Annotated in this window: 19 protein-coding genes, 1 tRNA gene and 3 pseudogenes; 10 read left to right on the top strand and 13 right to left on the bottom strand. The window is 60.7% G+C overall.

Features of this window, described 5'->3' with window-relative positions; all coding sequences use genetic code 11:
* Window positions 1–99: 99 nt before the first annotated feature.
* From AC09SL_RS25375 to AC09SL_RS25355, 5 genes and pseudogenes are all read right to left on the bottom strand, one after another.
* The gene (locus AC09SL_RS25375) at window positions 100–687 is read right to left on the bottom strand and encodes a hypothetical protein (protein ID WP_058546028.1); all 588 of its coding nucleotides are present in this window, start codon (window positions 685–687) and stop codon (window positions 100–102) included.
* Between the two features lie 4 nt (window positions 688–691).
* Window positions 692–1,135 carry a DUF3592 domain-containing protein gene (locus tag AC09SL_RS25370; RefSeq protein ID WP_058546027.1) on the bottom strand — a complete coding sequence of 148 codons (444 nt, stop codon included), beginning with the start codon at window positions 1,133–1,135 and terminating at the stop codon, window positions 692–694.
* A 122-nt stretch (window positions 1,136–1,257) separates the two neighbouring features.
* On the bottom strand, window positions 1,258–2,046 hold the full coding sequence (locus AC09SL_RS25365; protein ID WP_371103541.1) for a methyl-accepting chemotaxis protein: 789 nt from the start codon (window positions 2,044–2,046) through the stop codon (window positions 1,258–1,260).
* 111 nt (window positions 2,047–2,157) lie between these two features.
* Window positions 2,158–3,180: pseudogene (locus AC09SL_RS25360) on the bottom strand (methyl-accepting chemotaxis protein); the annotation flags it as partial.
* Between the two features lie 855 nt (window positions 3,181–4,035).
* A complete protein-coding gene (locus tag AC09SL_RS25355) occupies window positions 4,036–5,253 on the bottom strand; it encodes an MFS transporter (RefSeq protein ID WP_058546025.1) in 1,218 nt (405 codons plus the stop codon).
* A 332-nt stretch (window positions 5,254–5,585) separates the two neighbouring features.
* Between AC09SL_RS25355 and AC09SL_RS25350 the strand changes: the two genes are divergently transcribed.
* The 3 genes from AC09SL_RS25350 to ggt all read left to right on the top strand — a co-directional run bounded on the left by AC09SL_RS25350 (window position 5,586) and on the right by ggt (window position 9,841).
* Window positions 5,586–7,643, top strand: coding sequence for a methyl-accepting chemotaxis protein (locus AC09SL_RS25350; RefSeq protein WP_058546024.1), 2,058 nt, complete (start codon window positions 5,586–5,588; stop codon window positions 7,641–7,643).
* A gap of 103 nt (window positions 7,644–7,746) precedes the next feature.
* A tRNA-Met gene (locus AC09SL_RS25345) sits at window positions 7,747–7,823 on the top strand.
* A 173-nt stretch (window positions 7,824–7,996) separates the two neighbouring features.
* The gene (gene ggt, locus AC09SL_RS25340) at window positions 7,997–9,841 is read left to right on the top strand and encodes a gamma-glutamyltransferase (RefSeq protein ID WP_231139243.1); all 1,845 of its coding nucleotides are present in this window, start codon (window positions 7,997–7,999) and stop codon (window positions 9,839–9,841) included.
* Window positions 9,842–9,942: 101 nt separating this feature from the next.
* Here ggt and AC09SL_RS25335 read toward each other — a convergent pair.
* Window positions 9,943–10,380, bottom strand: a pseudogene (locus tag AC09SL_RS25335) (methyl-accepting chemotaxis protein); the annotation flags it as partial.
* Between the two features lie 102 nt (window positions 10,381–10,482).
* A pseudogene (locus AC09SL_RS25330) lies at window positions 10,483–11,169 on the bottom strand (PAS domain-containing protein); the annotation flags it as partial.
* Window positions 11,170–11,479: 310 nt separating this feature from the next.
* On the opposite strand from AC09SL_RS25330, the gene AC09SL_RS25325 reads away from it, so the two are divergent.
* The 3 genes from AC09SL_RS25325 (at window position 11,480) to AC09SL_RS25315 (ending at window position 14,879) form a co-directional block, all read left to right on the top strand.
* A complete protein-coding gene (locus AC09SL_RS25325; protein WP_058546021.1) occupies window positions 11,480–12,898 on the top strand; it encodes a short-chain fatty acid transporter in 1,419 nt (472 codons plus the stop codon).
* A 113-nt stretch (window positions 12,899–13,011) separates the two neighbouring features.
* A complete protein-coding gene (locus AC09SL_RS25320; protein ID WP_058546020.1) occupies window positions 13,012–14,172 on the top strand; it encodes a hypothetical protein in 1,161 nt (386 codons plus the stop codon).
* 179 nt (window positions 14,173–14,351) lie between these two features.
* Window positions 14,352–14,879 carry an SET domain-containing protein gene (locus tag AC09SL_RS25315; protein WP_058546019.1) on the top strand — a complete coding sequence of 176 codons (528 nt, stop codon included), beginning with the start codon at window positions 14,352–14,354 and terminating at the stop codon, window positions 14,877–14,879.
* A gap of 10 nt (window positions 14,880–14,889) precedes the next feature.
* On the opposite strand, the gene can is transcribed toward AC09SL_RS25315, so the two are convergent.
* Window positions 14,890–15,534 carry a carbonate dehydratase gene (can, locus tag AC09SL_RS25310; RefSeq protein WP_058546018.1) on the bottom strand — a complete coding sequence of 215 codons (645 nt, stop codon included), beginning with the start codon at window positions 15,532–15,534 and terminating at the stop codon, window positions 14,890–14,892.
* A gap of 132 nt (window positions 15,535–15,666) precedes the next feature.
* On the opposite strand from can, the gene AC09SL_RS25305 reads away from it, so the two are divergent.
* The gene (locus AC09SL_RS25305) at window positions 15,667–16,071 is read left to right on the top strand and encodes a hypothetical protein (protein ID WP_058546017.1); all 405 of its coding nucleotides are present in this window, start codon (window positions 15,667–15,669) and stop codon (window positions 16,069–16,071) included.
* A 70-nt stretch (window positions 16,072–16,141) separates the two neighbouring features.
* Here the strand turns inward: AC09SL_RS25305 and rimI are convergent, their stop codons facing one another.
* A complete protein-coding gene (rimI, locus tag AC09SL_RS25300; RefSeq protein WP_058546016.1) occupies window positions 16,142–16,594 on the bottom strand; it encodes a ribosomal protein S18-alanine N-acetyltransferase in 453 nt (150 codons plus the stop codon).
* Window positions 16,587–17,366 (bottom strand): hypothetical protein, encoded by a 780-nt coding sequence (locus AC09SL_RS25295; RefSeq protein ID WP_064106943.1) that lies wholly within the window; start codon window positions 17,364–17,366, stop codon window positions 16,587–16,589. Before AC09SL_RS25295 ends, rimI begins: the two co-directional genes overlap by 8 nt.
* Before the next feature lie 181 nt (window positions 17,367–17,547).
* On the opposite strand from AC09SL_RS25295, the gene mksB reads away from it, so the two are divergent.
* From mksB to mksF, 3 genes are read left to right on the top strand one after another with little or no spacing between them, the layout of a single operon-like run.
* Window positions 17,548–18,828 (top strand): Mks condensin complex protein MksB, encoded by a 1,281-nt coding sequence (mksB, locus tag AC09SL_RS25290; RefSeq protein ID WP_058546046.1) that lies wholly within the window; start codon window positions 17,548–17,550, stop codon window positions 18,826–18,828.
* A complete protein-coding gene (gene mksE / locus AC09SL_RS25285) occupies window positions 18,818–19,519 on the top strand; it encodes an Mks condensin complex protein MksE (protein WP_014340217.1) in 702 nt (233 codons plus the stop codon). Before mksB ends, mksE begins: the two co-directional genes overlap by 11 nt.
* Window positions 19,516–22,356 (top strand): Mks condensin complex protein MksF, encoded by a 2,841-nt coding sequence (gene mksF, locus AC09SL_RS25280; protein WP_058546015.1) that lies wholly within the window; start codon window positions 19,516–19,518, stop codon window positions 22,354–22,356. The genes mksE and mksF overlap by 4 nt, the downstream gene beginning before the upstream one ends.
* Window positions 22,357–22,661: 305 nt before the next feature.
* Here the strand turns inward: mksF and AC09SL_RS25275 are convergent, their stop codons facing one another.
* From AC09SL_RS25275 to AC09SL_RS25265, 3 genes are read right to left on the bottom strand one after another with little or no spacing between them, the layout of a single operon-like run.
* Window positions 22,662–24,965, bottom strand: a complete 2,304-nt coding sequence (locus AC09SL_RS25275; protein ID WP_058546045.1) for a PqiB family protein — start codon at window positions 24,963–24,965, stop codon at window positions 22,662–22,664.
* Complete coding sequence (locus AC09SL_RS25270) at window positions 24,958–25,581, bottom strand: paraquat-inducible protein A (protein ID WP_058546014.1); 624 nt, start codon at window positions 25,579–25,581, stop codon at window positions 24,958–24,960. The genes AC09SL_RS25275 and AC09SL_RS25270 overlap by 8 nt, the downstream gene beginning before the upstream one ends.
* On the bottom strand, window positions 25,568–26,227 hold the full coding sequence (locus AC09SL_RS25265) for a paraquat-inducible protein A (RefSeq protein ID WP_058546013.1): 660 nt from the start codon (window positions 26,225–26,227) through the stop codon (window positions 25,568–25,570). Before AC09SL_RS25265 ends, AC09SL_RS25270 begins: the two co-directional genes overlap by 14 nt.
* Window positions 26,228–26,327 lie beyond the last annotated feature (100 nt).

Here is a 26,327-nt window from a genome sequence, read left to right as displayed (position 1 = left end):
TTCGGCACATGCCAATTTTTACGGGCGCAACTCCCTGTGGGAGCGAACTCATTCCCACAGGTTTAGATGCCGGGATTGTTCTCCGCTCGCACGATCTGACTAGAACAGATAACCCATGTAGATCGCCGCGCCACCACCGGCCTGCACACCCGCGTTCACCCCGGCCATGACCACCGCCCCTTTGGCCGAGCGCGCCAGTTGCCGGTTGACCGTGGTCGAAGCAATAAGGGAGGTTGCCGGGTTGGAGCTCAGGGCCACCGACAATGCCAGCAACTTGGAATCGAGCCCGAACAGCAAGGCTGTGGCCGAACCACCGATCCCCAGGCCCACACCCACCTCGGTATACATGCAAGGGCCGGTGATGTCGTCACTGGTCAGGTCGCGATCGACCAGGGCGTCGCTGACAAACACCTTGCCGGTGCTGGGAAAAGCCTCCGCCGCCCCCGCGCCGGCCACGCTCTTACCCTTGATCTGGATGTTGATCTTGCCGAAACGCGGCAGCCGAGCGCCAAACCCGACCCCTACGCCGACGCCACCATAGCGGTAGCTGACGTCTTCCCCCAGCGGCGAGCGCAGGGTAATCGAGCCGCCACTGCCCGCCACCATGACCACGGTCAGGCCACCACCGCTGGCGGTCTGGTACTGCCAGCGACTTTCGTTGACCGGGAGTGGGATGTTGTAGCTCATACGTTCAAAGTCCTTTATGTGAATGAGCCGCATCGCGACCGCGTTGGCGGGTGGCTTTTAGCAGGCCGACAAGGGTGAACACCAGGCCGATAAAACCCAGCACGCCGGAGGTCCCCCACAGTGCCGCCGGGGTATCGACGATGGCACTGCCAGCCGGCTGCTCGGGCAGATAATGCACCCGCACCCGTTGGTCCTTCTGATAACCGAAGATAAAGCCGCCCTGGGGATAGGAAATTTTTTCACCGCTGACGGTGGTGAAGGCGATCTCAGGATGCGAGCCACCGGCATTCAAGTGGCTGACGATGCCATCGGCGGTCTGTGCCCGGGCGAGGAAGTCATGTCGGTCGAGGCTGAGATTGACGGCAATGCCCAGCAAGCCAATGCCAATCAGGCCAAAAAGCAGGCCCAGCAGTATCGTCCCGATGCGTGACGGGGTGTCGTTAGCCATGGCTTGTCCCGGTTTCATCCATGAAAAGAAGGCGGCGAGGATAACAAAAAGCCTGCTAGGTCGTAATGCCGTTCATTCGAGGGTCGTTGCGAGGGAAATTGCTCCCTCGCAACAGACGCTCGTTAGCCTCTTTTAACTTTGAATCGCCCAAGCACCCGCTGCATCAGGGAAGCTCGCTCCGAAAGGTCCTTGGCCGCCACCGCGCACTCTTGTGAGTTCGACTGGTTTTTCTGCGTCACTTCGTCGATCTGCTCAAGCCCGATACTTGCCTGCTGCAAACCTGAAGCCTGCTCACTGGAGGCCTGGTAGATCAGCGAGACCAGGCTCGACACCGCGCCGGTTCCACTGACGATGTTCTTCAGCGATTCGGCGGTCCGGCCGGCGATGATCATGCCGCGCTGGGTCTTGCTCGAGGAATCGGCGATCAGCGCGGCGGTCTGCTGGGCCGCCTCGGCACTGCGGGCGGCCAGGCTACGTACTTCGTCGGCCACCACGGCAAAACCGCGCCCAAGCTCACCAGCCCGGGCAGCTTCGATCGCCGCGTTCAAGGCCAGCAGGTTGGTTTGTGCGGCGATGTTGTCGATGGTGGTGATGATCGCGGTGATGTCCTTGCCCGAGTTGTCGATTTCGGCCATGGCGGCAATCAGTTCACTCATCAATTTGTCGCTTTCCCCGGCATCGGCTCGCGAGGCCTGGGATTGCTCATCGGCTTTCTTGGCGTTGGCGGCATTGTCCCGGGTCTGGGCGGCCATCTGCGTCATCACCGCGCTGATTTCGGTGATGGACGAGGCGGAATTGGAGGCCCCGTCGGAGAGTGACTGACTCAAGTCGGTGACCTGCGCCGAGCTGCCGGTGATCTGGGTGGCGCTGATTTGAACCTCGGAAATCAGCTGGTTCAGGTTGCTGACCATCTTCTCCAATGACTTGCCGAGGGTGTCATGGGGCGAAGACAAGCGGACCTCCAGGTCCAGGTCACCTTCGGAAATCCGCTCGGCCACCCGCACCTGCCGTTGCAGGCTTTCGGACATGTCGTTGAGGGCCGCAGACAACTGCCCGACTTCATCCTCGGATTTCTGCACCAGGCGACGCGAGAAATCGCCCAGGCTGATGGTGGCAGCCAAGGCCGCGGCTTCGCGAATCGGCCCGACGATTTTGGCCGCGGCATACCACAGGGCAGCCAGGGCCAACAACGAAATGACCAACCCTACCGACACCTGCCAGATGCTGTTGTTGAGACTGCGCGCCTGCAGTTCCTGCTCCAGGGCGATGGCCTGGCTCATGACCACAGCCTTGGGCAGGCGAATCAACACCGCCCAGGGCTTGCCCGTGCGCCCGAGCGCAATGGGCATCAGCACTTCGATATTCTGTGTTTGCGCATTGAGCAGGCCATCACCCCGACCGCCCTGGATATCGCGGAGCACTTTTTCCCAGGAGTCGGGCAACAAGGCCTTGATCGGCTGGCCAATCAGGTCGGTCCGCTGGCTGTCCGCGACCACCAAGCCCTGGTTACTCAAAATCGAAACCGTGCCTTTGCCGCCGTAGAGATCGGCAGACATCTGCTCGCTGAGTTTCTGGATAAACGCGATATCGAAGTCAGCCCCAACCACGCCGTAGAACTTGCCGTTGGACACGATGGGCACCGACAAGGTGGTCAGCCAGACGTTTTTACCCTGGACCACATAAGGAATGGGGTCCAGCACGCTTTCCTTCAGCGTGTCGCGCGGGCCGCTGTACCAGCCACCCTTGGGCACGCCGTTGGGGTGACGGTCCGGGGAGTCATATTCGACCAATGGCTGCACCGCGACATGACCATCGGCGCTGCGCGTCCAGTAAGGCGTGAAACGCCCAGTCAGCGGATTATTGCCATCTTCTGCATTGCGCAACGCCGTATCCTGCCCGTCCAACGCATTCGGTTCCCAGCAGGAATAGGTGCCGTTGAAGTCCGGGTTATCCTTGAGGACGCTGAGCAGTACGCTGTTGATTTGCTCCCGGCCCAATGCCAGGGGGCTTTGCGAGGCCTTGCTGGCGGCAAAGGCATTGGCCATGGTGCGGGCCGCATCCAGCGCATTTTGCAACTTGGCCTGGATGGCGTTGGCCCGGGATTCGGCCAGGTTCTGGATTTCCCGGATGGTTGATTCTTCAACCAGCGCGCTGACTTCGGTCGCGACATATTGCTCATTGGCCCGGGCACTAAAGAGCCCGTAGACAATCAGGCTAATGGATGAAACAAACAGGCATACGCCTGCCGTGACACAAATACGTGCCTGCAATGACTTGAACTTCATATCCTTCCCCGCCTGATTCTATATATGGCCAACATCAAAGACGGCAGCCTCTAACGTGTGCACGACACGACAATAACAATCGATCACGGCTGCTAGGCGCTCACAAGGCAAACACCTTGTAAGCACTTGGCGATACAGCACTTATAGGCACTTCAGCGTGGTAGGTGGGGGCGCAAACTCACCTCTGTTCGCCCGCAGAGCAGCAGAGGTCATCAAATCAAGAGTTGAAGGCCTTATGTCCGGGACAATAAGCGCGATAGGTGGAAAGAATGTGAAAGCCTGCTTTTTCAGTCACCACAAGGGTGACCCTTGAATAATGCCGCAGATTCCATTCCAGCCATTAACCACAACAGCAAATTAACACGACCGTCTTTTGTACAAACCCCAACTTAAGGCTTGTACAAACCTGTACTTTGGTCGCAACTGAAGTGTACTCATCAAGTAGCGATTCAAGACTCAGTGTGTTTTAACTGGAGACTTAATTCACGTACCAGCCCATTGCTGCTGGCATGCCGGGACTTCGTTTCGGGGCCTGGATGCCTGAACACCCACAATCCCATGTGGGAGCGAGCCTGCTCGCGAAGGCGTCGGCTCAGCTACATGGATATTCTCGCCTCAAGCCTTTCGAGTTCTCGGCAGGAAAATCGCCAACACCCCGAACAACGGCAGGAACGAGCACAACCAGTACACATACTCGATGCCACGGATATCTGCCAGGTGCCCCAGCAACGCGGCGCCAATCCCGCCGAAACCGAACATCAGCCCAAAGAACACACCAGCGATCATCCCGACATTGCCCGGAACCAGTTCCTGGGCATACACCACGATGGCCGAGAACGCCGAAGCCAGGATGAAGCCGATAACCACACTGAGAATGCTGGTCCACAACAGGTCGACGTGAGGCAGGATCAGGGTGAACGGTGCCACGCCGAGGATCGAGAACCAGATCACCGCCTTGCGCCCGATCCTGTCGCCAATCGGTCCACCAAAGAAAGTCCCCGCCGCCACGGCCCCAAGAAACAGGAACAGGTGCAACTGCGAAGAGGCCACCGACAGGTCGAACTTCTCGATCAGGTAGAACGTGAAGTAGCTGGTGAAACTGGCCATGTAGAAGTACTTGGAAAACACCAGCAGCCCCAGCACTGCCAACGCACTCAAGACCCGCCCCTTGGATAGGCCATGCGTAGCCGCCTGGCCTTGCTTGAGTTTGAACAGGTTCAGGTGGTTGGCGTACCAACGGCTGATGCGGTACAGCACGAACAGCGCAAAGAGGGCGAACAACCCGAACCAGGCCACATTGCCTTGGCCATAGGGAATGATGATTGCCGCGGCCAGCAGCGGGCCAAAGGCAGAGCCGGCGTTACCGCCCACCTGGAACGTCGATTGCGCCAGCCCGTAGCGGCCGCCCGAGGCCAATCGCGCTACCCGCGACGCTTCCGGGTGAAAGGTCGACGAGCCGATACCGATCAATGCCGCCGCCACCAGGATCAGGGCAAAACTGCCGACCATTGACATCATCACAATGCCGATCAGCGTACACACCGTTCCGGCCGGCAGCAGCCAGGGCTTGGGGTGCCGGTCAGTGTGATAGCCGACCCAAGGCTGTAACAAAGAGGCGGTCAACTGGAACGTCAGTGTGATCAAGCCAACCTGAGTGAATGTCAGGCCATAGCTGTCCTTGAGCATCGGATAAATCGAGGGCAGCACGGCCTGGATCAAGTCGTTGATCAGGTGCGCCAGCGCCACGGCGCCAATGATCCGCATGACCAACGGGCTGCTTTGCGCAGTGGCGGCAACGGAGGGGATCTCGGCCTGGGTATTGCTGATAGCCATGGGAGTTTCCATACGACAGAGGTTGCACACGGGCAGGTGCGTCAATGTGCCATTTTTCGGTGCAGCAAGGCTATCCCCTTAGCTAGCTATCGACCTTGAAAAATTGTCGAAATCCAAGGTGATAGCCCAACGCCATGGTCTGAATCTTGCCTTGTTAATGACCTACAACGCGGCTCCTTACAAAGGGGACCGAGAATGGGAAGTTTCGCTACAGAGCTGGCCTACCGAGCCGATTTGGACAAACTTTCGAGGCCTTTTAAAAGGGCACCTGTTTCGGCACTTGTGTAGAAAACGCACAAAAATAGTGCAAGGGTGTTCAGGGGAGTATGGGCATGCAGGCTTTTTTATCACCGGGAATCAGGTTGTTGGGGCATTTCGGCTTCGCCCGCAAGTTCCAGTTGTTGTTCCTGCTTTTTATCCTGCCGCTCATGGGCAGCCTGTGGCTCATCGGCCAGGACTATCGCGACAAGCTCAGTCTGATTTCCGGGGAACGCGCCGGGGTGCGCCAATTGATGGCCCTGGATAACCTGGACAATCTGCTCACTGCCCAGCGCAACCGCGCGGCGCGCTGGCGTGCCACCGAAACCAATCGGCAGCCGACACCCGCGACGCTGGCTGCCATGGCGGCATACGATGCAGTGCAACCGGCCCTCACCCAGGCCGCCAGTGACCTGGGCAACACCCTGCAAACCGAAGGGGCCGAAGCCGATACCCTCGCGCGCTATCAAGTCCTGCAAACCAGCCTCAACGGTCTGGATTCGAAAAGCCTGGGCAGCGTGGGCTGGTGGCCGGATGGCTACGACCGCTTCACCGCCGCCCTCAGCGCCCTGCAGGCCTTGCGCGAACAAATGGTCATGGACAACCGGCTGACCCTCGCCTCCTGGCTGGAGACGTATTTGCTGACGCAGATTTCCACCCAGCAGACGCCGGACCTGATCGAACGGGTCGGTCGCCTGGCCAGCGTTGGACAGGCCTCAGTGGTCTCAGGTCAGTTCACGTTGCAGAGTCGCCTGCAACTGCGGGACCTGCGCAGCCGTATCGGCGACGCCCGGGACCAACTGGTCAAGACCGGAGGGCTGCTGGAAACCCGCCTGCCCAGCGAATTGCAGATCTGGGCCGAACAATACCAGGGCAGCCTCAAGCACTTGGATGCCGGCCTGAAGGTGTTGGATGACGGCGTGTTCGGCGGCTCCATCAATCTCAAGCCCGAAGACTTCGAGAAACACATGGATGCCCTCCTCGCCGACCTGGCGACCCTGCGGCAACAGTCCCTGGTGGCACTGGATACGCGACTGGACCACTACCACGGTTCGGCGATTCGCCAGTTCACCCTGGTAGCGACGGTACTGGGCTGCCTGCTGCTGGCGGCGCTGTACCTTTTTGTTTGCCTGCAAGCGTCGATCCGGCGCAGCGCCAGCGGCATCACCCTGCTGGCCGAAGCGCTGCGCGATGGCAATCTCAGCCTGCAAGTGCCGGTAGAGGGGCGCGATGAACTGGCGGCCATCAGCACCGCCCTCAACGTTGCCGTGGTGCAGTTGCGCAACAGCCTGCTGGGGGTGGACCACGAAACGTTGCAGTTGAGCAATGCCGTGCGCACCCTCAACACACACTCCAGCGGCGCCCTGAGCGAAGTCGAAGCCCAGCAGATGCAGATCAGCCAGATCGCTGCCGCCGCGACACAACTGGCCGCCACCTCCCAGGGCGTCGCCAAGAGCTGTGAACAGGCTTCCGATAGCGCCCAGCAGACCCGTCGCATCGCCACCGACAGCAGCCGCGACAGCCAACGCACCACGGCAAGCATCCAGCAGCTCAACCAGCGCCTCAACGAAACCGCCGCCGCATTGGGGCGGGTCAGCGAACAGGGGCAACAGATCCAACTGGTGGTCGATACCATTCGCGGCGTGGCCGAGCAGACCAATCTCTTGGCCCTCAATGCCGCCATCGAAGCCGCTCGCGCCGGGGAACAGGGCCGTGGTTTCGCGGTGGTAGCCGACGAGGTGCGCAGCCTGTCGCAACGTACCCAATCCTCCACGCAACAGATTGCCGCCACCGTCGACAGCCTGCGCGCCACGGTCAACGAAGCTGTCAGCCTGATGGAAGCCGCCTGCGGCCAGGCCCAGACCGACGCCCAAGCGGTCACCGGCCTTGGCGAGCGGCTCGGTGAAATCGCCAGCGCGGTGCAAAGCGTCACCGACACCCTGGCGCAAATCGCCACCGCCGTGGATGAACAAGCCAGCACCGCCGACGAGGTCAGCGGCAATATCCAGCAAGTCGACCAGGCAGCGATGCGCTTGCTCGAAGGTGCACGTGCCGTGAACGTGGCGGCGGATACCTTGAGCCAGGGCAGCCAGGCCTTGAGTGCCAACACAGGGAGATTTCAGCTCGGTTGATAGCGATTTGCGGCGAGGATTGTTAAGCGGTTGAAAGCGCAGAGAAATATTTCAGATTTACGCTTGACACATCTTCGTTACCAGCGAATAATGCGCGCCACTTGGCTACATAGCTCAGTTGGTTAGAGCATAGCATTCATAATGCTGGGGTCCGGGGTTCAAGTCCCTGTGTAGCCACCAAGTACTAAAAACGGCCTATCGAAAGATAGGCCGTTTTTTTATGCCTCGAGAAAAGTACCTGCCCTCTCAGGATTTGATTGCGCACCTCTGTGGCGAGGGGGCTTGTTGATTTGCGCCACACGCCTCGCATCGCTACAGTCGGTCTCTATTCCACGCCACGGATGGAGCGACACGTGCTTACAGATCTGAAACCGAACCTTCGTCACCTGTCAGCCGTTTCGTTACTGGCTGTCGCCCTGACACTCATCGCCTGTAAGGCCCCGTCCTCCTCCACCACCACACCTGCATTGCCCAGCGCACCGGAAATCGCTTCCGGCTACCGCACCGATCTGCAGACCCGCCACGCCGACAAGCACATGGCCGCCGCGGCCAACCCCTTGGCGGCCGAAGCCGGGCGGGAGATGTTGCGGCGCGGCGGCTCGGCCATCGACGCGGCGATTGCGATGCAAGCGGTGCTGACGCTGGTGGAACCACAATCTTCAGGCATCGGCGGCGGCGCGTTCATTGTGCTGTGGGATGGCAAGACCGTGCGCACCTACGACGGTCGCGAAACAGCACCGGCCGGCGCCACTGAAAGACTTTTCCTGCAAGCCGACGGCAAACCCATGCCGTTTACCGCTGCCCAAATCGGCGGCCGCTCCGTTGGCACGCCGGGAGTGTTGCGCGCCCTGGAACTGGCCCACCGCAAACACGGGCGCCTGGAATGGGCGACACTGTTCGAGCCAGCCATCGCGCTGGCGGAACGAGGTTTTGCGATCTCGCCCAGGTTGCATTCGTTGATCGCGGCCGATCCGTCCCTGCCGGGCTCGCCGGACATGGCCGCCTACTTCCTGAACGCCGATGGCAGCCCGAAAGCGGTCGGCACGCTACTGAAGAATCCAGCCTTGGCCAACGTGCTCAAGCGCATTGCCAACGAGGGCCCGGATGCGTTGTACAAAGGGCCGGTGGCCGAGGAGATAGTCGCCAAGGTGCGAGGCAACGCCAATCCCGGCAGCCTTTCGCTCAATGACCTCCAGGGCTACGCCGCCCGGGAGCGCGCGCCGTTGTGCTCCGACTACAAACGCTGGCAAGTGTGCGGCATGGCGCCCCCGTCTTCAGGCGGGATTGCCTTGGCGCAGATCCTCGGGACATTGCAGGCCCTGGAACAGCGCGACAGCCACAAGGCCCTCGCGCCATTGAAACCACTCAAGACCGACAAACCCGCCGGCCTCGAGCCTGCGCCCGAGGCGGTGCACTTGATCGCTGAAGCGGAGCGCCTGACCTACGCCGACCGCGCCCAGTACGTCGCCGACTCGGATTTTGTCCCCGTGCCGGTCAAGGGCCTGGTCGATCCGGACTATCTGGCCAGCCGCGCAGGCCTGATCGGCTCACGCAGCATGGGTGTCGCCAAGCCCGGCACACCACCGGGCATCCAGGTGGCCTACGCCCCGGACCGTTCCCCCCTGCGCATCTCCACCTCGCAAGTGGTGGCGGTGGATGACCTGGGAGGGGCTGTGTCCATGACCACCACGGTGGAGTCGGCGTTCGGCTCACATTTGATGGTCCAGGGCTTCATGCTCAACAACCAGCTGACCGACTTCTCGTTCATCCCTGAAGAAAACGGGCAAAAAGTCGCCAACCGCGTCGAACCCGGCAAACGCCCGCGCTCGTCCATGGCGCCGACGCTGGTCTTCGATCGTCAGAGTGGTGAGTTGCTGGCCGCTGTTGGTTCGCCGGGTGGCTCGCAAATCATCGAATACGTCGCCAAGTCGGTCATTGGCCTGCTCGACTGGAACCTGGACCCGCAAACCGCCATCAACCTCCCCAACTTCGGCAGCCGTAATGGCCCCACCGAACTGGAAAAGGGACAGTTCAGCCCGGCGTTGGTCCAGGCGCTGAAAGACAAAGGCCATGCGGTGAGCGAGATCGACATGAACAGCGGTACCCAGGCGATCGTCCGGGTGCGTGATGCACAAGGAAAGACGTCTCTGGCCGGCGGTGCGGATCCGCGGCGGGAAGGAGAAGCGCTGGGGGATTAAACATCGGTGGGAGCGGGGCCACGAGGGATTTGTGGCGTACGCGAGATTTATTGTGGGAGCGAGCCTGCTCGCGATGGCGGCGGCTCGCTCAGCAGTTTTCCTCAGGTCGATAGCTGATTGGCAAACTGGCTCACCGCATCGACCACTTTCTTCGCCCCGTCCTGAATCTCGACGATCACCGTGCCCGCCTCGGCGGCCAGGGCCAGGCCGTGTTCAGCCTGGTGCTGGCCGTCGGTCATCAGTGCCACGGCGTTGCGGGCCATGTCCTGGTTCTGACGGACCACGCCGACGATTTCATCGGTCGCCTGGCTGGTGCGCGATGCCAGTTGTCGCACTTCATCGGCCACCACCGCAAAGCCGCGCCCTTGCTCGCCGGCCCGGGCGGCTTCGATCGCGGCGTTGAGCGCCAGCAGGTTGGTTTGTTCGGCGATGCCGCTGATGGTCTTGACGATGGTGCCAATCACCAGGGATTGCTCATTCAGCGCCTCGATGCCTTCGCCAGCGGTTTGCATGTGTCGGGCCAGGTCGCGCATCACGTCCACGGCCTGGGTCACGACTGTCGTGCCGCGCTGGGCGGTGCTATCAGTCTGCTGCGAGGTGCTGTAGGCGATGCTGGCCGCCTCGGCGACAGCTTTTTCCTGGTTGACCTGGTCCGTGATGTTGGTGGCGAACTTGACCACTTTATACAGTCGCTCGTTGGCATCGACCACCGGGTTGTAGGAGGCTTCCAGCCAGACCTCACGCCCATTGCTGTCGATACGCTTGAAACGGCCAGCCACGAATTCACCGCTGTTCAGGCGCTTCCAGAACTGCTGGTAGGCCGCGCTGTTGTACTCCTCAGGCTCACAAAACATGCGGTGATGCTTGCCCTTGATCTGCGCGAGGCTATAGCCCATGGCGTTGAGGAAACGATCATTGGCCGTCAGTACGTGACCGCCCAAATCGAATTCGATCACCGCCGTTGAACGCACCAACGCGCCAATGAGGTTTTCATGCTCGCGGGAAGCCTCGATGGTGCGGGTCAGGTCATTGGAATACATCGAAAAGTAGCGAATCCGCCCGTCGGTACTCCGTACAGGCTGAAGGATCGAACGCAGCCAGGCTTCCTGACCATTGCCGCGAACCAGGCGCACGGCACCGGAAAAGTGTTCGCCCCGGGTCAGCGCCGACTTGAAGCGAACCTGGAACTCATTGGATTTCAAATATGCGGGAACCAGCTCATCCACAGGCCGGCCAATCAAGTCCTGGCTCTTGTAGCGCATCTCGTCGAGGAAATTCTGATTGACCGATTGAATCCGTCCCTCGGCGTCCAGGGTGAGGCCAAGCATTTCGCGATCCAGGCTGTCCTTGACTTGTGCAAGGCTGGACAGTTCTTGGCGAAGAGCCAGCAGCTCCTGCTTCAGGCGGTTGTTGAACATGGGCAGCTCCGACAGCAGGAGAATTGAATGCTGTTCCCTTGCCATCGGCCCGGCGTTTTTTTTCTAAAGAGCCTTACAAGCCGCTCTTGAAAATAATCATGGAGGCTCTCGAAACCCTGACAAGCGTCCCATGGTCACTGGATTGCTCTACTGTTGATGGCTGACCGCTGAGGCCTTGCCGCCCCCCAATACCCATAACCATAAAAACGAGGTAATTGCCGTGACCACCGACATCGAAGACAGCCGTTGCGCCCGCTTCGCCTTGCGCTGTTCCAGTTTCGCCGAGCGCTGGTTCCCCGACTCCTGGGTCTTTGCCGCGCTGGCGGTGCTGGTGGTCGCGCTGGCGACACAAATTATCGGCGCCCCGCCCACGGCAGCCGCCATGGCGTTTGGCGACGGCTTCTGGAGCCTGATCCCGTTCACCATGCAGATGGCCTTCGTGGTGATCGGCGGTTACGTGGTCGCCAGTTCGCCACCCGCCGTCAAGTTGATCGATCGCTTGGCGCGGATCCCGAAGAACGGCCGCTCTGCCGTGGCGTGGGTGGCGCTGATCTCCATGGTCGCGTCGTTGCTCAACTGGGGCCTGTCGCTCGTGTTTGGCGGCCTGCTGGTGCGGGCCCTCGCCCGTCGCACCGATCTGAAGATGGACTATCGCGCCGCCGGCGCCGCCGCATACCTTGGGCTGGGTGCTGTGTGGGCCCTGGGGTTGTCTTCATCGGCCGCACAATTGCAGGCCAACCCGGCCAGCCTGCCGCCGTCGATCCTGTCGATCACTGGCGTCATTCCGTTCACCCAGACCATCTTTCTCTGGCAGTCCGGGGTGATGCTGCTGGCGCTGATTGTGATCTCGTTGATCATTGCCTACGCCACCGCCCCCGGCCCGAACAGCGCCCGTGACGCCGCCGCCTGCGGGATCGACCCCAGCTTCAGCATGCCGGTGCTGCAACCGCGCACCCGTCCCGGGGAATGGCTGGAACACAGCCCGCTGTTGACCATCGCCCTGGTGCTGCTGGCGGCCGGCTGGCTGTTCCATGAGTTCTCGACCAAACCTGCGATCAATGCCATTTCCGGGCTCAACACCTATAACTTCCTGTTCATCATGCTCGGGGCCTTGCTGCACTGGCGGCCGCGCAGTTTTCTCGATGCGGTGGCCCGTGCAGTGCCAACCACCACCGGCGTATTGATCCAGTTCCCGCTATACGGCTCGATCGCCGCCTTGCTGACCACAGTCAAGGGCAGCGATGCCCAGACGTTGGCCCACCATATCTCGACCTTTTTCGTCCAGATTGCCTCCCATGACACCTACGCCTTGTTAATGGGTGTCTATTCGGCGGTACTGGGCTTTTTCATTCCTTCTGGCGGCGGCAAGTGGATCATTGAAGCGCCCTACGTCATGCAAGTGGCCAACGACCTGAACTATCACCTGGGTTGGGCGGTGCAGATCTATAACGCCGCCGAAGCGCTGCCAAACCTTATCAACCCGTTCTACATGCTGCCGTTACTGGGGGTCTTGGGGCTCAAGGCCAGGGACCTGATCGGTTTTTCCTTCGTGCAGTTGCTGGTGCATACGCCGTTGGTGCTGGCGCTGCTATGGGCACTGGGGACAACATTGAGTTATTTGCCGCCAGTGATGCCATAAAGCCATAAAAAAGGGCCGATATTTCCCTCGGCCCACTTTTTCTTCGGCCCGGTCTGTTTCAGTATTGGGGGCGCCCTGTTTTAGGGGTCCCTCACGCTGAAAAGGATCTGAGCATGTTCAAACTCGCCGTTCTTCCTCTTGCCGCCCTGGCCCTGAGTGCCACTGCTCACGCCGAGGACATTGACGTACAACTGGGCAGCACCGAACGCGTCACTCGCCTCTTCGCCTATCCCAACAACTGCAACGTCATCTGCTTTCGCGACTGGACCCTGGAGCAGACCGTCGAGCATTACCTGACCCAAAGCGTACAGCGCGACGGCTACAGCACGGCCAAGGTCAGTGTCAAAAGCGACAACGATAAAGTCTATGCCCACATCAGCGGCGTACCGAAGAGCTACGGCCAACCGCTCAAGGCCCTGCTTGACGCCGGGGACCTGGCGTACAACGGCGCCTCGAAACTCAACAGCGACCAGAAATGGTCCTACAACTGGTACCTGTTCCTGCCGCTGGGCATGGCCCTGGAAAACCGCAAGAGTGTCGAGTTGCTGCACTTCCCGCCGGATTACTCCCTGACCCAGGCCCAGGACTACCTGGAGTCGGCCACCACCGATCGTTGGGCCACGCTGCTGACCGTCAACGGCATTGCTGTTGAACAGACGCCGGCCTACCAGACCATCATCGACATCGCGCCCATCGCGGCGCCATCCAACGCCGGCAGCACACTGGCGGGGCTCTACAGCTACTTCAACGACTACCAGACGACCATGGTCACGCAGGTCACCCAAACCGCCAGCGGCGCCGCATTGCCAATGGTGGCCTTCGGAGCGCCCGTTCGGGACTGGATCAAGACCCAGTACGGCCCGACCGTGAATGTACTCGGCCTGGCGACCATCACAACCGGCAGCGGCGTCAAGGTTCCGGTCCTGGGTTCCAATCATCCGAGCTACATCTGGTACGCCGCCGACAAGGACAGCTACGACGGTGACGAAGCCAAGGCGGATGCCGCTGGCCTGAAAGTCATGGGTCAGGACCTGAGTGCTTCATGCTGGCAGGCCGGCATGGGCAGCAAGCCAGGCACCGACCCGAGCACACTGCTGAACCAGTGCACGCAGACCTGGCAGGTCACGCAAAAGGAAAAGACCTGCGAATTGTTCTACACCTCCATTCGCAACTTGACGCCGGCTGATGCAGCGAAAAAATGCGAAACGCCGGCGATCAAGTCGCAACTTCCACAACTGAAGGTGCCTATGCCGCTGCCTGCCGAGGCGGTCTAAACCTTGAGGTGCTTTCCCGCGTAGGTTTGGGCTGACACGGGAAAGCGCTTTTGGCGCCTGTCAGAGTTGACAGTAGATGACGCCCCCGACTTGGGCGAAGCTATCAAGGTTTTTTCAACGATCGCCGGCAGGATCGCCAGCGCCAGAAAGTCGAGTGTTTAGCACCGACAAGGACTGTCATGACCACGTTCATAACAGATAGGGCCTGTTCACAGAATCGGGATTGCATCTACCCGGAAAAACAACTCAGCACCCGCCTGGGCTACCCCTCGGCGCGCGATTTCGAAGTGCATCACACGACCGACGGGCGCGGCAACGGCATCGTCGCCCGCAAACCATTCGCTCCCATGGAGAGGATGTGCAGGGTTTCGGGGCTGCTGGTGAGCCGACGGCGCCTGCACACGCTGCAGATCCTGCCGGACGTCCACATGTATGACCCACACTTCGCCGGATTGCTGCTGCATTCCTGCGACCCGAATGTCTTCCTCGACATGAGCGAGCTGTGGCTGTGGTCACTGGCCCGTATCGATGAAGGTGACTGCCTGACGATGGACTACGCCAGTACCGAACAGAAACTGTATCGACAGTTCGCCTGCCGGTGCGGTTCGCCCAACTGTCATGGCTGGATTACCGGCTATGACGAACCGCCCAATGAGCAGGGAATGAAGTTTCTACGGCACTGGCGCCGCCAATGTCACCGCGACTGACGAACCGGAATCAAGGCGCGCCAACCGGACGCAGCCTATACTGCGGTGGCAACTGTTCGAAACCGCTGATCGTGGTGTCCAGGCTCTTCCAGCGTCCGTCCTTGATGCCATAGATGCAGCCATGGATCGACAGTTTCTGCCCCCGGTGCCAGGCGTTCTGCACGATGCTGGTATGGCCGACATTAGCCACCTGCTGGATCACGTTCAGCTCGCACAGGCGGTCGACACGTTCCTCCTCGGTCGGCAATTGGCCCAACGCCTCGCGATGCTCGTAGTACAGGTCGCGAATCGAGCGCAGCCAGCCGTCGATCAGGCCCAGTTGCCGGTCCTGCATCGAGGCACGCACGCCGCCACAGCCGTAATGGCCGGTGACCAGGATGTGTTTGACCTTGAGCACGTCCACCGCGTACTGGATCACCGACAGGCAGTTGAGGTCCGTGTGCAGCACTACGTTGGCCACGTTGCGGTGTACGAACAGATCGCCCGGCAGCATGCCGACGATCTCGTTGGCCGGCACCCGCGCATCGGAACAGCCGATCCACAGGTACTCTGGGGTTTGCTGACGAGCCAGCTTGGAGAAGAAGTCAGGATCTTCCTGCTTGATCGCATCGGCCCAGCGCGCGTTGTTATCAATCAGATCTTGTAATTCGTTCATGCTGTCTAGCCTCGATTGAGAGTGCGCAACTGTGACAAACGACCGCCGGTCGAGGTCACGTCGGCAATGCATTGGAATTCCTGGATGCGCTGCCGGTCGACACCAGTAAGGCCCATAGTATGAGGAATTGCCATGAATGATTCACGACGCCCCTTCGATGCGACGCAACCGGAACCCATCGACGACAACGAAGATCGCATGGGCTCGATGCATGAACTGGAGTTCGACGAAGAAGAACCCAGCGCGAAAATCGGTGACGAACTGCCGGAAAACGAACGCGAGCACCTGATGCCTCGCGAACGCGTCCGTGAAGCCGGGCTGACCGGGGCTTCGACGGATGATCACGAATCGACCGACGACGACATGAGCCCGGAAACCCTCATCCGCGAAGACGGCGCTCGGGATGCCCACGAGACCGGGGACGACGAACAGGCGGACTGGGACCTGAGTGTCGTCGATGAAAACGATATTGGCGGAGGCGATGGGCTGGATGAAGCGGAAATGGCGGATATCGATCCGCTGGATGGCAAGCGGTAAGCCGACAATCACCATCGTGAGCAAGCTCGCGATGGCGGCGTTGTGGTCAACCTCAATGTGATGTGGCGCTTCAGTCCACCAAGGTACAAGCCATGACCACCGCATCCTCACGGCCGCCCACCGCCGGGTAGTAATCCCGGCGCCGGCCAATTTCATTGAAGCCATAGCGCTCATACAGCCGGAACGCCGTGCGATTGCTGTCGCGCACTTCCAGGAAGCATTCCCGGGCCTGGGCCTTGTAGGCGATCGACATCAAATGTTCCAACAGGCGCAAGCCCAGGCCACGGCCCTGGTTTTCCGGTTTGACGGTAATATTGAGCAGGTGCGCCTCATCCAGGATGATCTGCACCACGCCATGGCCGACTTGCTGCTGGCCTTCGAACATCAACCAAATCTGGTATTTGCCCAGCCCGTCGAGAAATATCCCGCGGGTCCAGGGGTGGCTGTAGGCGGCGTATTCGATTTTCAGTACAGCGTCGAGGTCCGCCTCGGTCATCGGGCGGAACGATACAGCGTCACTCATTCGATTCTTTCCAGCGCGCCATCAGCCGGCGCATGGCTTGCCAGACATCAGCCTTGCGCTGTGGCGTTTCCATTAACAGTTCCAACCCGGGCAACGCCCAGGCCGAGCCCAGGCCTTCGACCTGCAGTTCGCGATTGAACGCTTCGGCGTCCGCCTCGCCGGCAAACTTCACCGCCGGCAGGCCGATCAGCCACAGGCACACGCAGGGCTCGTCTTCGAGACGCGCCGAAACGAACCCCTGGACGAAATCCCGCGCCGCTTCGGGCCCCTGGTCCATGGTGCCGCGCGACAACAGCGGCCAGCGCACCGGTTCGCCAATGATCTGCGGGCTGTCTGGCAGACCTGCGGCGCGCAGCATGTCCTTGAGCAGCAGATAGGCCGGGTCACGGCTTTGGAACGGCTCGCCCGTGGGCAACTCCACCAACAGCAGGCAACGCCCGGCCCGCAGCAGCTGCAGGGCGAAACGCGGCGGTGCGACGTAGGGGGCCTTGGGCGGCGCCTCGACAACCTCTTCCACCGGCTTGGCGTTGGTACGGGTCGAGGCCAGGCTGGGACGCGGCACTTCGATTTTTGGCCGTTCGACCACGGGCGCCACCGGCTCGGCAACCGTCTTGGCCACAGGCGCAGTCACGACCGGCGCGATGTACTCGGGCTCGGGCGTTTCCAGCAGCTCGGGCCGCGACGGGGCGGCGAACGGCAATTCGGTACGCGGCAGCCAGTTGACCACCTGCATGGCGGTCAGATAGGCGCGGCGACGGGACTCGATAAGCAAGGGTCGGCCACTTGTGGATAACGGAAAGTGGGAGCGATTCTACCGCCCTTCGGCGCGGATCGCTTCCCTGTTGAGCCAATAGTTGATCGATAGCAAACGACAGTCCGTCCAAGGGGTGAATCGCAACCGGCCCGATGCAGTACAATCGCCGCTTTTAATTGCCAACCCGACGGCCATTGCGATGATCGAACCCAAGCGCGTCTTGCGCGCCCTCGCTGAACACTGGGCATTGCTGGAACCTTTGTGCGAGCACTTCGACCAGGGCACCCTGAGCCTCAACGAATTGCGTTCACAGCTGGCCGCCCAACAACTGGACAGCACGCCCCAGGACATCACCAGCCTGCTGGATGTGTGGATCCGCCTGGACATCCTCGTACCGGTGGCGAAAAGCCCGAACCGCTTCGAGCTCAACGCCCAGATCCATGACTTCCTCGCCTACCTGCGCCGCGAACACCGGCTGGGCCTGTGCCTGGAGATCGAAGCCTACCTGCGTCACCTCGAGCGCCTGGCCGGTTACATCCAGGACGCCTTCGATGTGCGCGACGGCAACGACCTGGCCCGCCAGTTGCGCCTGCTGGACATGCGCGTGCGCGACGTGCTCAAGAAACTCGCCAACGACGAACAGGCCCTGGTGGCCGTCGCCGAACGAGCCAAGACCAGCGACCGGCAGATCCCGTTGCGCCAGCGTTATGCCGAAGTGCTGGCGACCTGGGACGAATACGTCGAGCCGATGATCCAGTTGGTGAACGCCGACGGCGCCTTCGAGCAAGGCGTGCGCAAGGTCGAGAACGTGCTGTTGCGCATGCTCACCGAACAGCAGCGCCTCGGTCACCTGGTGGACGACGACATGCTGCTGCGCACCCACGCACGCATCCTGGAGATGCAGACCAGCGCCCAGTTGACCCTGCGTCATGCCCGAGAATTGCTCCTGCCGCTGCGCGAAGAGGCCCGCCGCCACAACGCCGTGACCCGTGGCGCCGCCCTGGCCCTGGCCGCCATCCGGCGCAAAGGCATCGATGCCGTACCGCAGGCCGCCATGCCGCTGTTCACCCGGCCGCAAAGCACGTTCCTGGGCAGCGCCAGCCAGGTCGAAGCCTATGTCTACGCCCTGGCCCGTTTCGAACCGAAACCGGCGCGCTTCCCCAAGTCCCACAAGACCCACAAAGGTGGCGAAGCACCGCGTGCGCCACGCACCGTGCGCGAGATGGTCGAGCGTTGCGAAGACGCCCTGCCGATGCCGGACCTGATGTCCTGGCTGCTGGAGCAGGAACCGGACGGCGCCACCGACGAATTGCTGTACTGGTTCTCGCGCCTGTCGCGGGAAAAACGTTTCAAGCGCGAGCGTCTGGAACGCCGCGACTATCACACTCACGAGCATCAGGTCAGCCTGCGCTCCTTCGCCCTGCTCTCGGCCGGCGACACCGCCGTCGAGGATTCTGCGAGCATCCCCCATGCATCTTGATCTATCCGAACTGTCCCAGCTGGCGCCGATCTTTCGCGAGCTGTTCAAGGGCTACCACGTCAGCCGCCGCGACCCGGAGCTGTACGCGCAACTGTCGAACTTCCAGGACCAGTACCGCACGCTGTTCAAGGCCCTGGGCTTCGAACTGGTGTGCGATACCCGTGGCTTCTATTACTTCGTACCGGACCTGGCCGCCGCGGCGGTGAACAAGACCGCCCAGCGCCTGGCCCTGTTCACCTTCATCCTGGTCGAGCACCTGGCCGACCAGGGCCGCGACCCGATTGCCGTGCTCGACGGCGGCAGCCTGGGCCGCGATGAGCTGCCGTCGCTGCTGGAAAAGTACCGCGACCTGTTCATCCAGGCCGAAGTACAGACCCAGGAAGAACTGGAAGAGAAAATCATGCGGCGCATGACCCAACTGGGTTTTGCCAGCGAAGAAAACGGCGTGTACCGCTTCCTGCCGCCGATGCATCGTTTCCTCGACGTGTGCCTGTCGGTCCAGCAGGACCGCGACCTGGCCGCCAGCCTGCACAGTGTGCTGCCGTTGCCGGCGCCGGTGCTGATCGACGAAGACAGCGACGAAAAATTGCTGCAGACCGATGATCCGCTGGACCTCAGCGAATTTGAAGGTGAGAGCGAAGAAGACGCACTGGCCCGCGCCATTGCCGAAGAACAGGAGACCGACGCATGAGCAAGGAACGCTACGGCATCCGCCGCTTTGCCCTTTTGAACACCGCCGGCTACAGCCTCGGTTTGTTCCCGCTGGAAGAACCGCTGTCGGTCTATGGCGCGAACAACCTCGGTAAATCCGCCTCGATCAACGCCTTGCAGTTCCCGATCCTGGCGCGCATGTCGGACATGAGCTTCGGCAAGTACAGCCTGGAGCAATCCCGGCGGTTCTACTTTGCCTCGGACACCAGCTACATCCTGGTGGAAGTCGCCCTGCCCCACGGCCCGCACGTGATTGGCGTGGTCGGTCGCGGCCCTGGCGGCGGTTTCGGTCACCAGTTCTTTGCCTACGCCGGCAAACTGGACCTGGCCCACTATCAGAAAAATGACACCTGCCTGCGTCAGAAAGAGCTGTTCACCAACCTGGAGCGCGAAGGCCTGAAAGCCTACGAACTCAAGCCCGATGAACTGCGACGCCTGCTGGTGGGTGGTCACACCTCGATCCCGCTGGACCTGACGCTGATCCCGCTGCGTTCCACCAGCGAGCAAAGCCTCAAGACCTTCCGCGCGCTGTTCATCAACCTGCTGCACATGCGCGAAATCACTGCAGCCAAGCTCAAGCAACTGTTCCTCGACGCGTTCGAGCACAGCCTGCGCTCCGGTAGCGTGGACTACATCGCCGCGTGCGAAGAAGCCTTCCGCGACGTACGCCGCATGGAGCAGGACTACAACTCCCTGGTGGCGGCCGGTCCGCTGGTGGAAGCCCTGGCCAATGGCGTGAAGCAGCGCGATATCCTGCGCGGCAAATTGCATCGCCTGTCGCCATTGCTCGACTCGTTGCTGGGCACCTGGTCGGATTACGCCAGTGCGCGCAAGGAAGAGCTGACCATCCAGGCCGAGCACTACCGCAACGAACAGGATTCACTGCAGAACGACCAGCGCGGCGGCACTCAGGAGTTGATGCGCCTGGAGCGGGAAATCAGCGGCATCCAACGCTGGATCGGCGAGCTGTCGGTGCTCAAGAACCGCTTTGCCCTGGTGGATGACGTCAAGGTCCTGGAGCAGCAATTGCTCGCCGCCAAGGACGCCCACGACGAACTGGCCGGCGCCTTGGCCCAGTCCCGGCAGTTCAGCGCCGAAGACCTGGAAGAGCGTCTGCGGGACCTGGAAAAACGCCTGAAGTCGGTCAAGCAGCAACTCGATCACGCCGACAACAACAGCTACGCCCGCCTGCGCGAAGAGTTCTCGCAACAGGACGTCGAACGCCTGATGCGCCTGTTCAACAGCGCCCTGTTCAGCCTGCCGCTGGGCGAACACGGCATCGCCCTGGACGAGAACGGCGAGTGGGTCAAATCCATGGAACTGATCCTCGACGGCTTCAAGGGCGAACGTTTCGAAGTGCCCGGCCTGTCCATCGACCTGTCCCACATCGAGCCGCCTGCCCTGCAAGCCCTGGCCGACCGCGCCGCACTGCGCGACCAGAAAGAGCGCCTGGAAAAAGAACTCAAGCAGCTCAAGACCCAGCAAGCCGTGGCTGCCGACCGCGCCGCGAGCAAGACCCAGACCGAGGCGCTGTACCAGCAGGTCCTCGATGCACAAAAAGCCTTGGAAGATTTCCGTCGCACCCAGACCTTGAGCGCCGAGGAAGGCGAAAAGCTCGAGCAACTGGCGCAGATGGAAGCCGCCCAGGACGAACTCAAGCGCTCCAGCGATGCCTTCACCGAGCGCGTCCAGCAGTTGTCCGCCAAGTTGCAGTTGGTGGGTCGGCAGATCGCCGACATGGAAGCCAAGCAACGCACCCTCGACGACGCCCTGCGCCGTCGTCAATTGCTCCCGGCGGACTTGCCGTTCGGCACGCCGTTCATGGACCCGGTCGACGATTCCATGGACAACCTGCTGCCGCTGCTCAATGACTACCAGGACAGCTGGCAAGGGCTGCTGCGGGTCGACGGCCAGATCGAAGCGCTGTATGCCCAGGTGCGCCTCAAGGGCGTGGCCAAGTTCGACAGCGAAGACGACATGGAGCGACGCCTGCAACTGCTGATCAACGCCTATGCCCACCGCACCGATGAAGCGCTGACCCTGGGCAAGGCGCGCCGTGCGGCGGTGACCGACATCGCCCGGACCCTGCGCAACATCCGCAGCGACTACGACAGCCTCGAGCACCAACTGGCACTGTTCAACCGCGAGATCAACAAGCGCCAGGTCTCCAACCTGCAGAGCTTCCGGATCGTCCTGGCGCCGAACAAGGAAGCGCTCAAACACATCGACCAGATCATCCACAGTGCCGGCCAGTACGAGGAAGGCGAGACTTTGTCAGTGTTCGACCTCAGCCAGAGCGCCGAGCAGGACAACAAGAACGAAGAAGCCAAGGAGTACCTGGCACGGTTGGTGGCGGCGAACCACAATCAGCTCGGCCTCAAGGACCTGTTCGAACTGGCGTTCGAGATCACCAAGGTCAACGGCCAGCCAGTGATCCACACCGACATCGACGGCGCGGCATCCAACGGCACCACCATGACCATCAAGGCGCTGACCAACATGTACTTGTTGCTGCACCTGATGGACCGCGAACAGGCCGGCCGCGTGCGTCTGCCGTACTACCTGGACGAAGCAGCGGACATCGACGAGAAAAACCAGGCCGCACTGCTGGAAACCAGCCTGCAGCTGGGCTTCGTGCCGATCCTGGCCAGTGTGAAACCGCAAGTCTGCGCCAGTGTCGCCATCGACCTGGAAGGCGGCAGCGGCCCGAACGGCATCTACATCGACGAAGCGGACTGGAAATACATCCGTCGTCACGATGCGGTGAAGGCCACGGTGAATGTCCAGGCCGACGAGCCGGAGCTGGATCCGGTGTGAGGTGAATAGCCGGACATGAAAAAGGCCGCGATCCAAATGGATCGCGGCCTTTTTCATGCACCGTGGCGAGGGAGCTTGCTCCCGCTCGACTGTGCCCGTAAGAACTGTGTAGGAGCTGTGTAGCAGCTGTGTAGGAGCTGTCGAGTGCAACGAGGCTGCGATCTTTTCCCAGGCACTTGAGTCTCAAGCAAAAGATCAAGATCAAGATCAAGATCAAGATCAAGATCAAAAGATCGCAGGCTTCGCCAGCTCCTACAGAGCCCAGCGGGAGCAAGCTCTCGCCACAAGTGCTACATCCAATAACCTTACTTACCGAGACTGATTTTCGGCGCCCAGGTCAGCCATTCATCTTCAAACTTATCGAACAGTGGGAAAGTCTGCTCCGGTCGGGCCGGATTGCCCATTCGCTCGCCATCCGGCGTTGCGAACGCAATGCCGCCCTGGATAAGCGTTTCAAGCGACTCGGTTCGCACCGTCGCACCCTTGAACAGACCGAAGTCCAGACCGAAGCCACTGCTATTCCAGAACCGTGTGCCGCTGCGCACCAGCGGCGCATACTTGGGCTCAATCAGGATATGGATCAGCACCCGGTCCGCGGTCTGGCCCAGTTCATAACCGGTGACCTTGCCCACCGTGATCTCGCGATAGGTGACCGGTACGCCGATCTTCAACGAACCACGGCGGGCTGCGCTCAGCACCAGGCTCAATCCCGCTTCGGGCACAGCGCTTTGTGGTGGGTCGGCCAGGGCCACGAAGCTTTTTTGCGGCCCGAGGTTTTTCGCCGAAGGCTGCACTTCAATGTATTGGCCGGTTACCAGCGTTTCCAGGTTGGAAGTCTTGATCAACCCCAACTCAGGCTTGACCACCCAGAACTGGGACCCGACCCGGGCGATGCGCTCCGGCACTTCGGTGATACGCGCCGTAAGCAGCACAGACTGCATGTCGGCGCTGAGATCGACATCCTCGATCTTGCCCACATCCAGGCCTTTGAAACGGATCGGCGTACCACTGCGCAAGCCATCGGCGCGGTCGACCTTGATCGTGACCACGGTGCCTCGTTGTTGTGCAGCTTCGTGATCGGCAAACAGACGGAAACGTGGGATGCGTCTTTTCAGCGGCACATTCGGTTCCGGAGTTTCGAAGGCAATCCCGCCGGCCATGAGGCTTTGCAGGGACTCGCTCTTGACCTGGATCCCGCCCGTCAAACCTCCCGTGAGGGTGATACCACTGGCGTTCCAGAAGCGTGTCGAGCCGTTGACCAGTCCTTCGTACTCCTTCTCGATGTGTACCCCAATGATCAACCGCTTCTTCTTACGCGAGAACTGGTAGCTCTGCACCGACCCGACCTTGACCTGTTTGTAGAGGATCGGACTGCCAACCTCCAGCGATCCGAGGTTTTCAGTCAGCAGGACCAAGTGCAGCCCCGGGGAACGCAAGTCCAACGGTGGCGCTTTTGCCCGGGCTTCGAATTCGCGTTGCGGCGCGCCGCCCTTGTCACCCGGTCGCACGGCAATATAGTTGCCCTTGACCAACGCTTCCAGGCCGGTGATACCCGCCAGGGAAATCGATGGTTTGACGACCCAAAACTGAGCACCGGCCACCAGATAATCTTCGGCCAACGGATCGAGGGTCAGCTCCGCGCTGGCGCTGGACAGGTCCGGGTCGACTTTCAAGGTCTTCAGGCTACCGACCTGGATGCCCTTGTACATCACCGGCGTGCGGCCAGCCTGCAATCCTTCGAAGTCGCTGAGCTTGACCTTGACGCGAATCCCCGCGGCGGCGGCATCGAAATCTTCGTACAGACGAAACGGCAGGCTTGGGTCCGTAGGTGGGCTGTCTTTACGGTTTTCCGGCGTGGCAAACGCGATACCTCCCGCCACGATGCTGGCCAAGGACTCGCTGCGCACTTTGACGCCCGAGAGGTTGGCATCGATGCTGATGCCACTGGCGTTCCAGAAACGCGTGTGTTTGCGCACCAGGTTGGCATAGGTCGGCTCGATGAAGATTTTGATCTCGACCTTGCTCTGATCCTCCGACAGCAGGTAACTCTTCACCTGACCGACCTGAATCTGTTTGTAGAACACCGGACTGCCACGGTTCAGCGAACCCAAGCGATCAGCCTTGAGGGTCAGGTGCAAACCCGGCTTGGCGTCCGACAATGGCGGCTCTTCGGCCAGCGCCTTGAATTTACGGGTCAACTCACCTTCACCCGGGCTGATAGCCACATAGTTACCCGATACCAGGGTTTCCAGACCAGTGATCCCGGCCAGGCTCACGCTCGGCTTGACCAGCCAGAAACGCGTTCCGGTCTTGAGGTATTGCTCGACGTCCTTGTTCATCTCGATGGTCGCGACCACGCCCTTGGAGCTGCCTTGGTCATCGAGGGTAAGGGCCGTCACTTTGCCGACCGGCATCCCTTTGTAGACGACTTCGGTTTTGTTGACTTGGATGCCTTCGCCGCTCTCAAAGCGCACGTTGATCTCGATTCCGGTCTCGTTATAAGCCCGCCAGCCGAGCCAGCCGCCGATGATCAAGGCAATCAACGGCAGGACCCAGATGGCCGACCAGTTCGAAGCCGGTCGAGTTTTAGCGGTAGGCAAATCAGTCATGGTCGTCATCCGACTCCGTGTTATCCCAAATCAGTCGGGGATCGAAGGTTACTGCGGCAATCATTGTCAAAATCACTACGCTGGCGAAAGCGATCGCGCCGAGACCCGCTTCGACACTGGCGAGCCGTCCGAAATTCACCACGGCCACCAAAATAGCGATCACGAAAATATCCAGCATCGACCAGCGACCAATGAATTCGATGAAACGATACATAAAGATGCGTTGCCGCGCCGACATCGGCTGATGCCGCTGCACGGAAAATAACAACAAAGCGATGCCCACCAGTTTGAAAGTGGGTACGACGATGCTGGCGATGAACACCACGGCGGCAATAGGAATCATGCCGTGTTGAACCAGCTCGATGACACCGGCCATGATGGTACTCGGGGCGCCCTCGCCCAGCGAGTTGATAGTCATGATCGGCAAGATGTTGGCCGGAATATAAAGAATCGCGGCCGTGATCAACAATGCCCAAGTGCGCATCAAGCTGTTCGGGCGGCGGGGGTGAACCAGCGCACCGCAGCGAGTACAGGTTTGGTTATCGGCCTCAGCATCCTGCCGATTCAACTCATGGCATTCCGTACAGATCAAAATCCCTGCATCAATCGCCCGCATGGGCATCTTCTCCTGACAACGCCTGCCAGATCTGATGGGGTGACATCACCACTTCCAGCCAGACCTGGACCAGCAACAAACTGATGAAGCACACCAGACCAAGGCCTACGGTGATGGCCGCCATATCTGCCAACTTGACGATGGCCACCAGTACGCCCATGAGGTAGACCTCAAGCATCCCCCAGTCTCGTAGATGGTGATAAATGCGATACAGCAACAAACCGTAACTGCGGCCAAAATCCAAGCGGATGGACAACAACACCACCAACTGGCAAAGCAACTTGAGTAGCGGAATGCCCATGCTGCACAAGAACACCACTGCCGCAATGCCTTGCATGCCGGTATCAAACAGGCCGACCACCCCACTCCAAACGGTATCCTGGGAGGACTGCCCGAGCAGATTGAGTTCCATGATGGGTAAGAAGTTGGCCGGCACATATAACAGCAGGGCGGCGATAACCAAGGCAAGGCTGCGTTCGACTACATTGTGCCGATGAGCATAAAGCTCATACCCGCAACGGGGGCACTCGGCTTTTTCGCCATGGGCCAGCCGAGGCTTGCGCATCAACAAGTCGCACTCATGACACGCCACCAGATCGCTCAGGGGCAGATCTGACAACCTATCAATGTCTGACGGATCGGGCATAAACAGCTCTGGCTCAGCTAAGGTGGGGCTATTCTAGTGTTCCAGCTCGAAAATAACTGTGCAAATTTATCACGAGCTTTCGCGGACTTTCCTGGGGACA

The organism is Pseudomonas sp. PF05, assembly GCF_056521845.1.
Note: the sequence above shows the minus strand (reverse complement) of the source record. Positions and strands in the feature narration are given on the sequence as shown.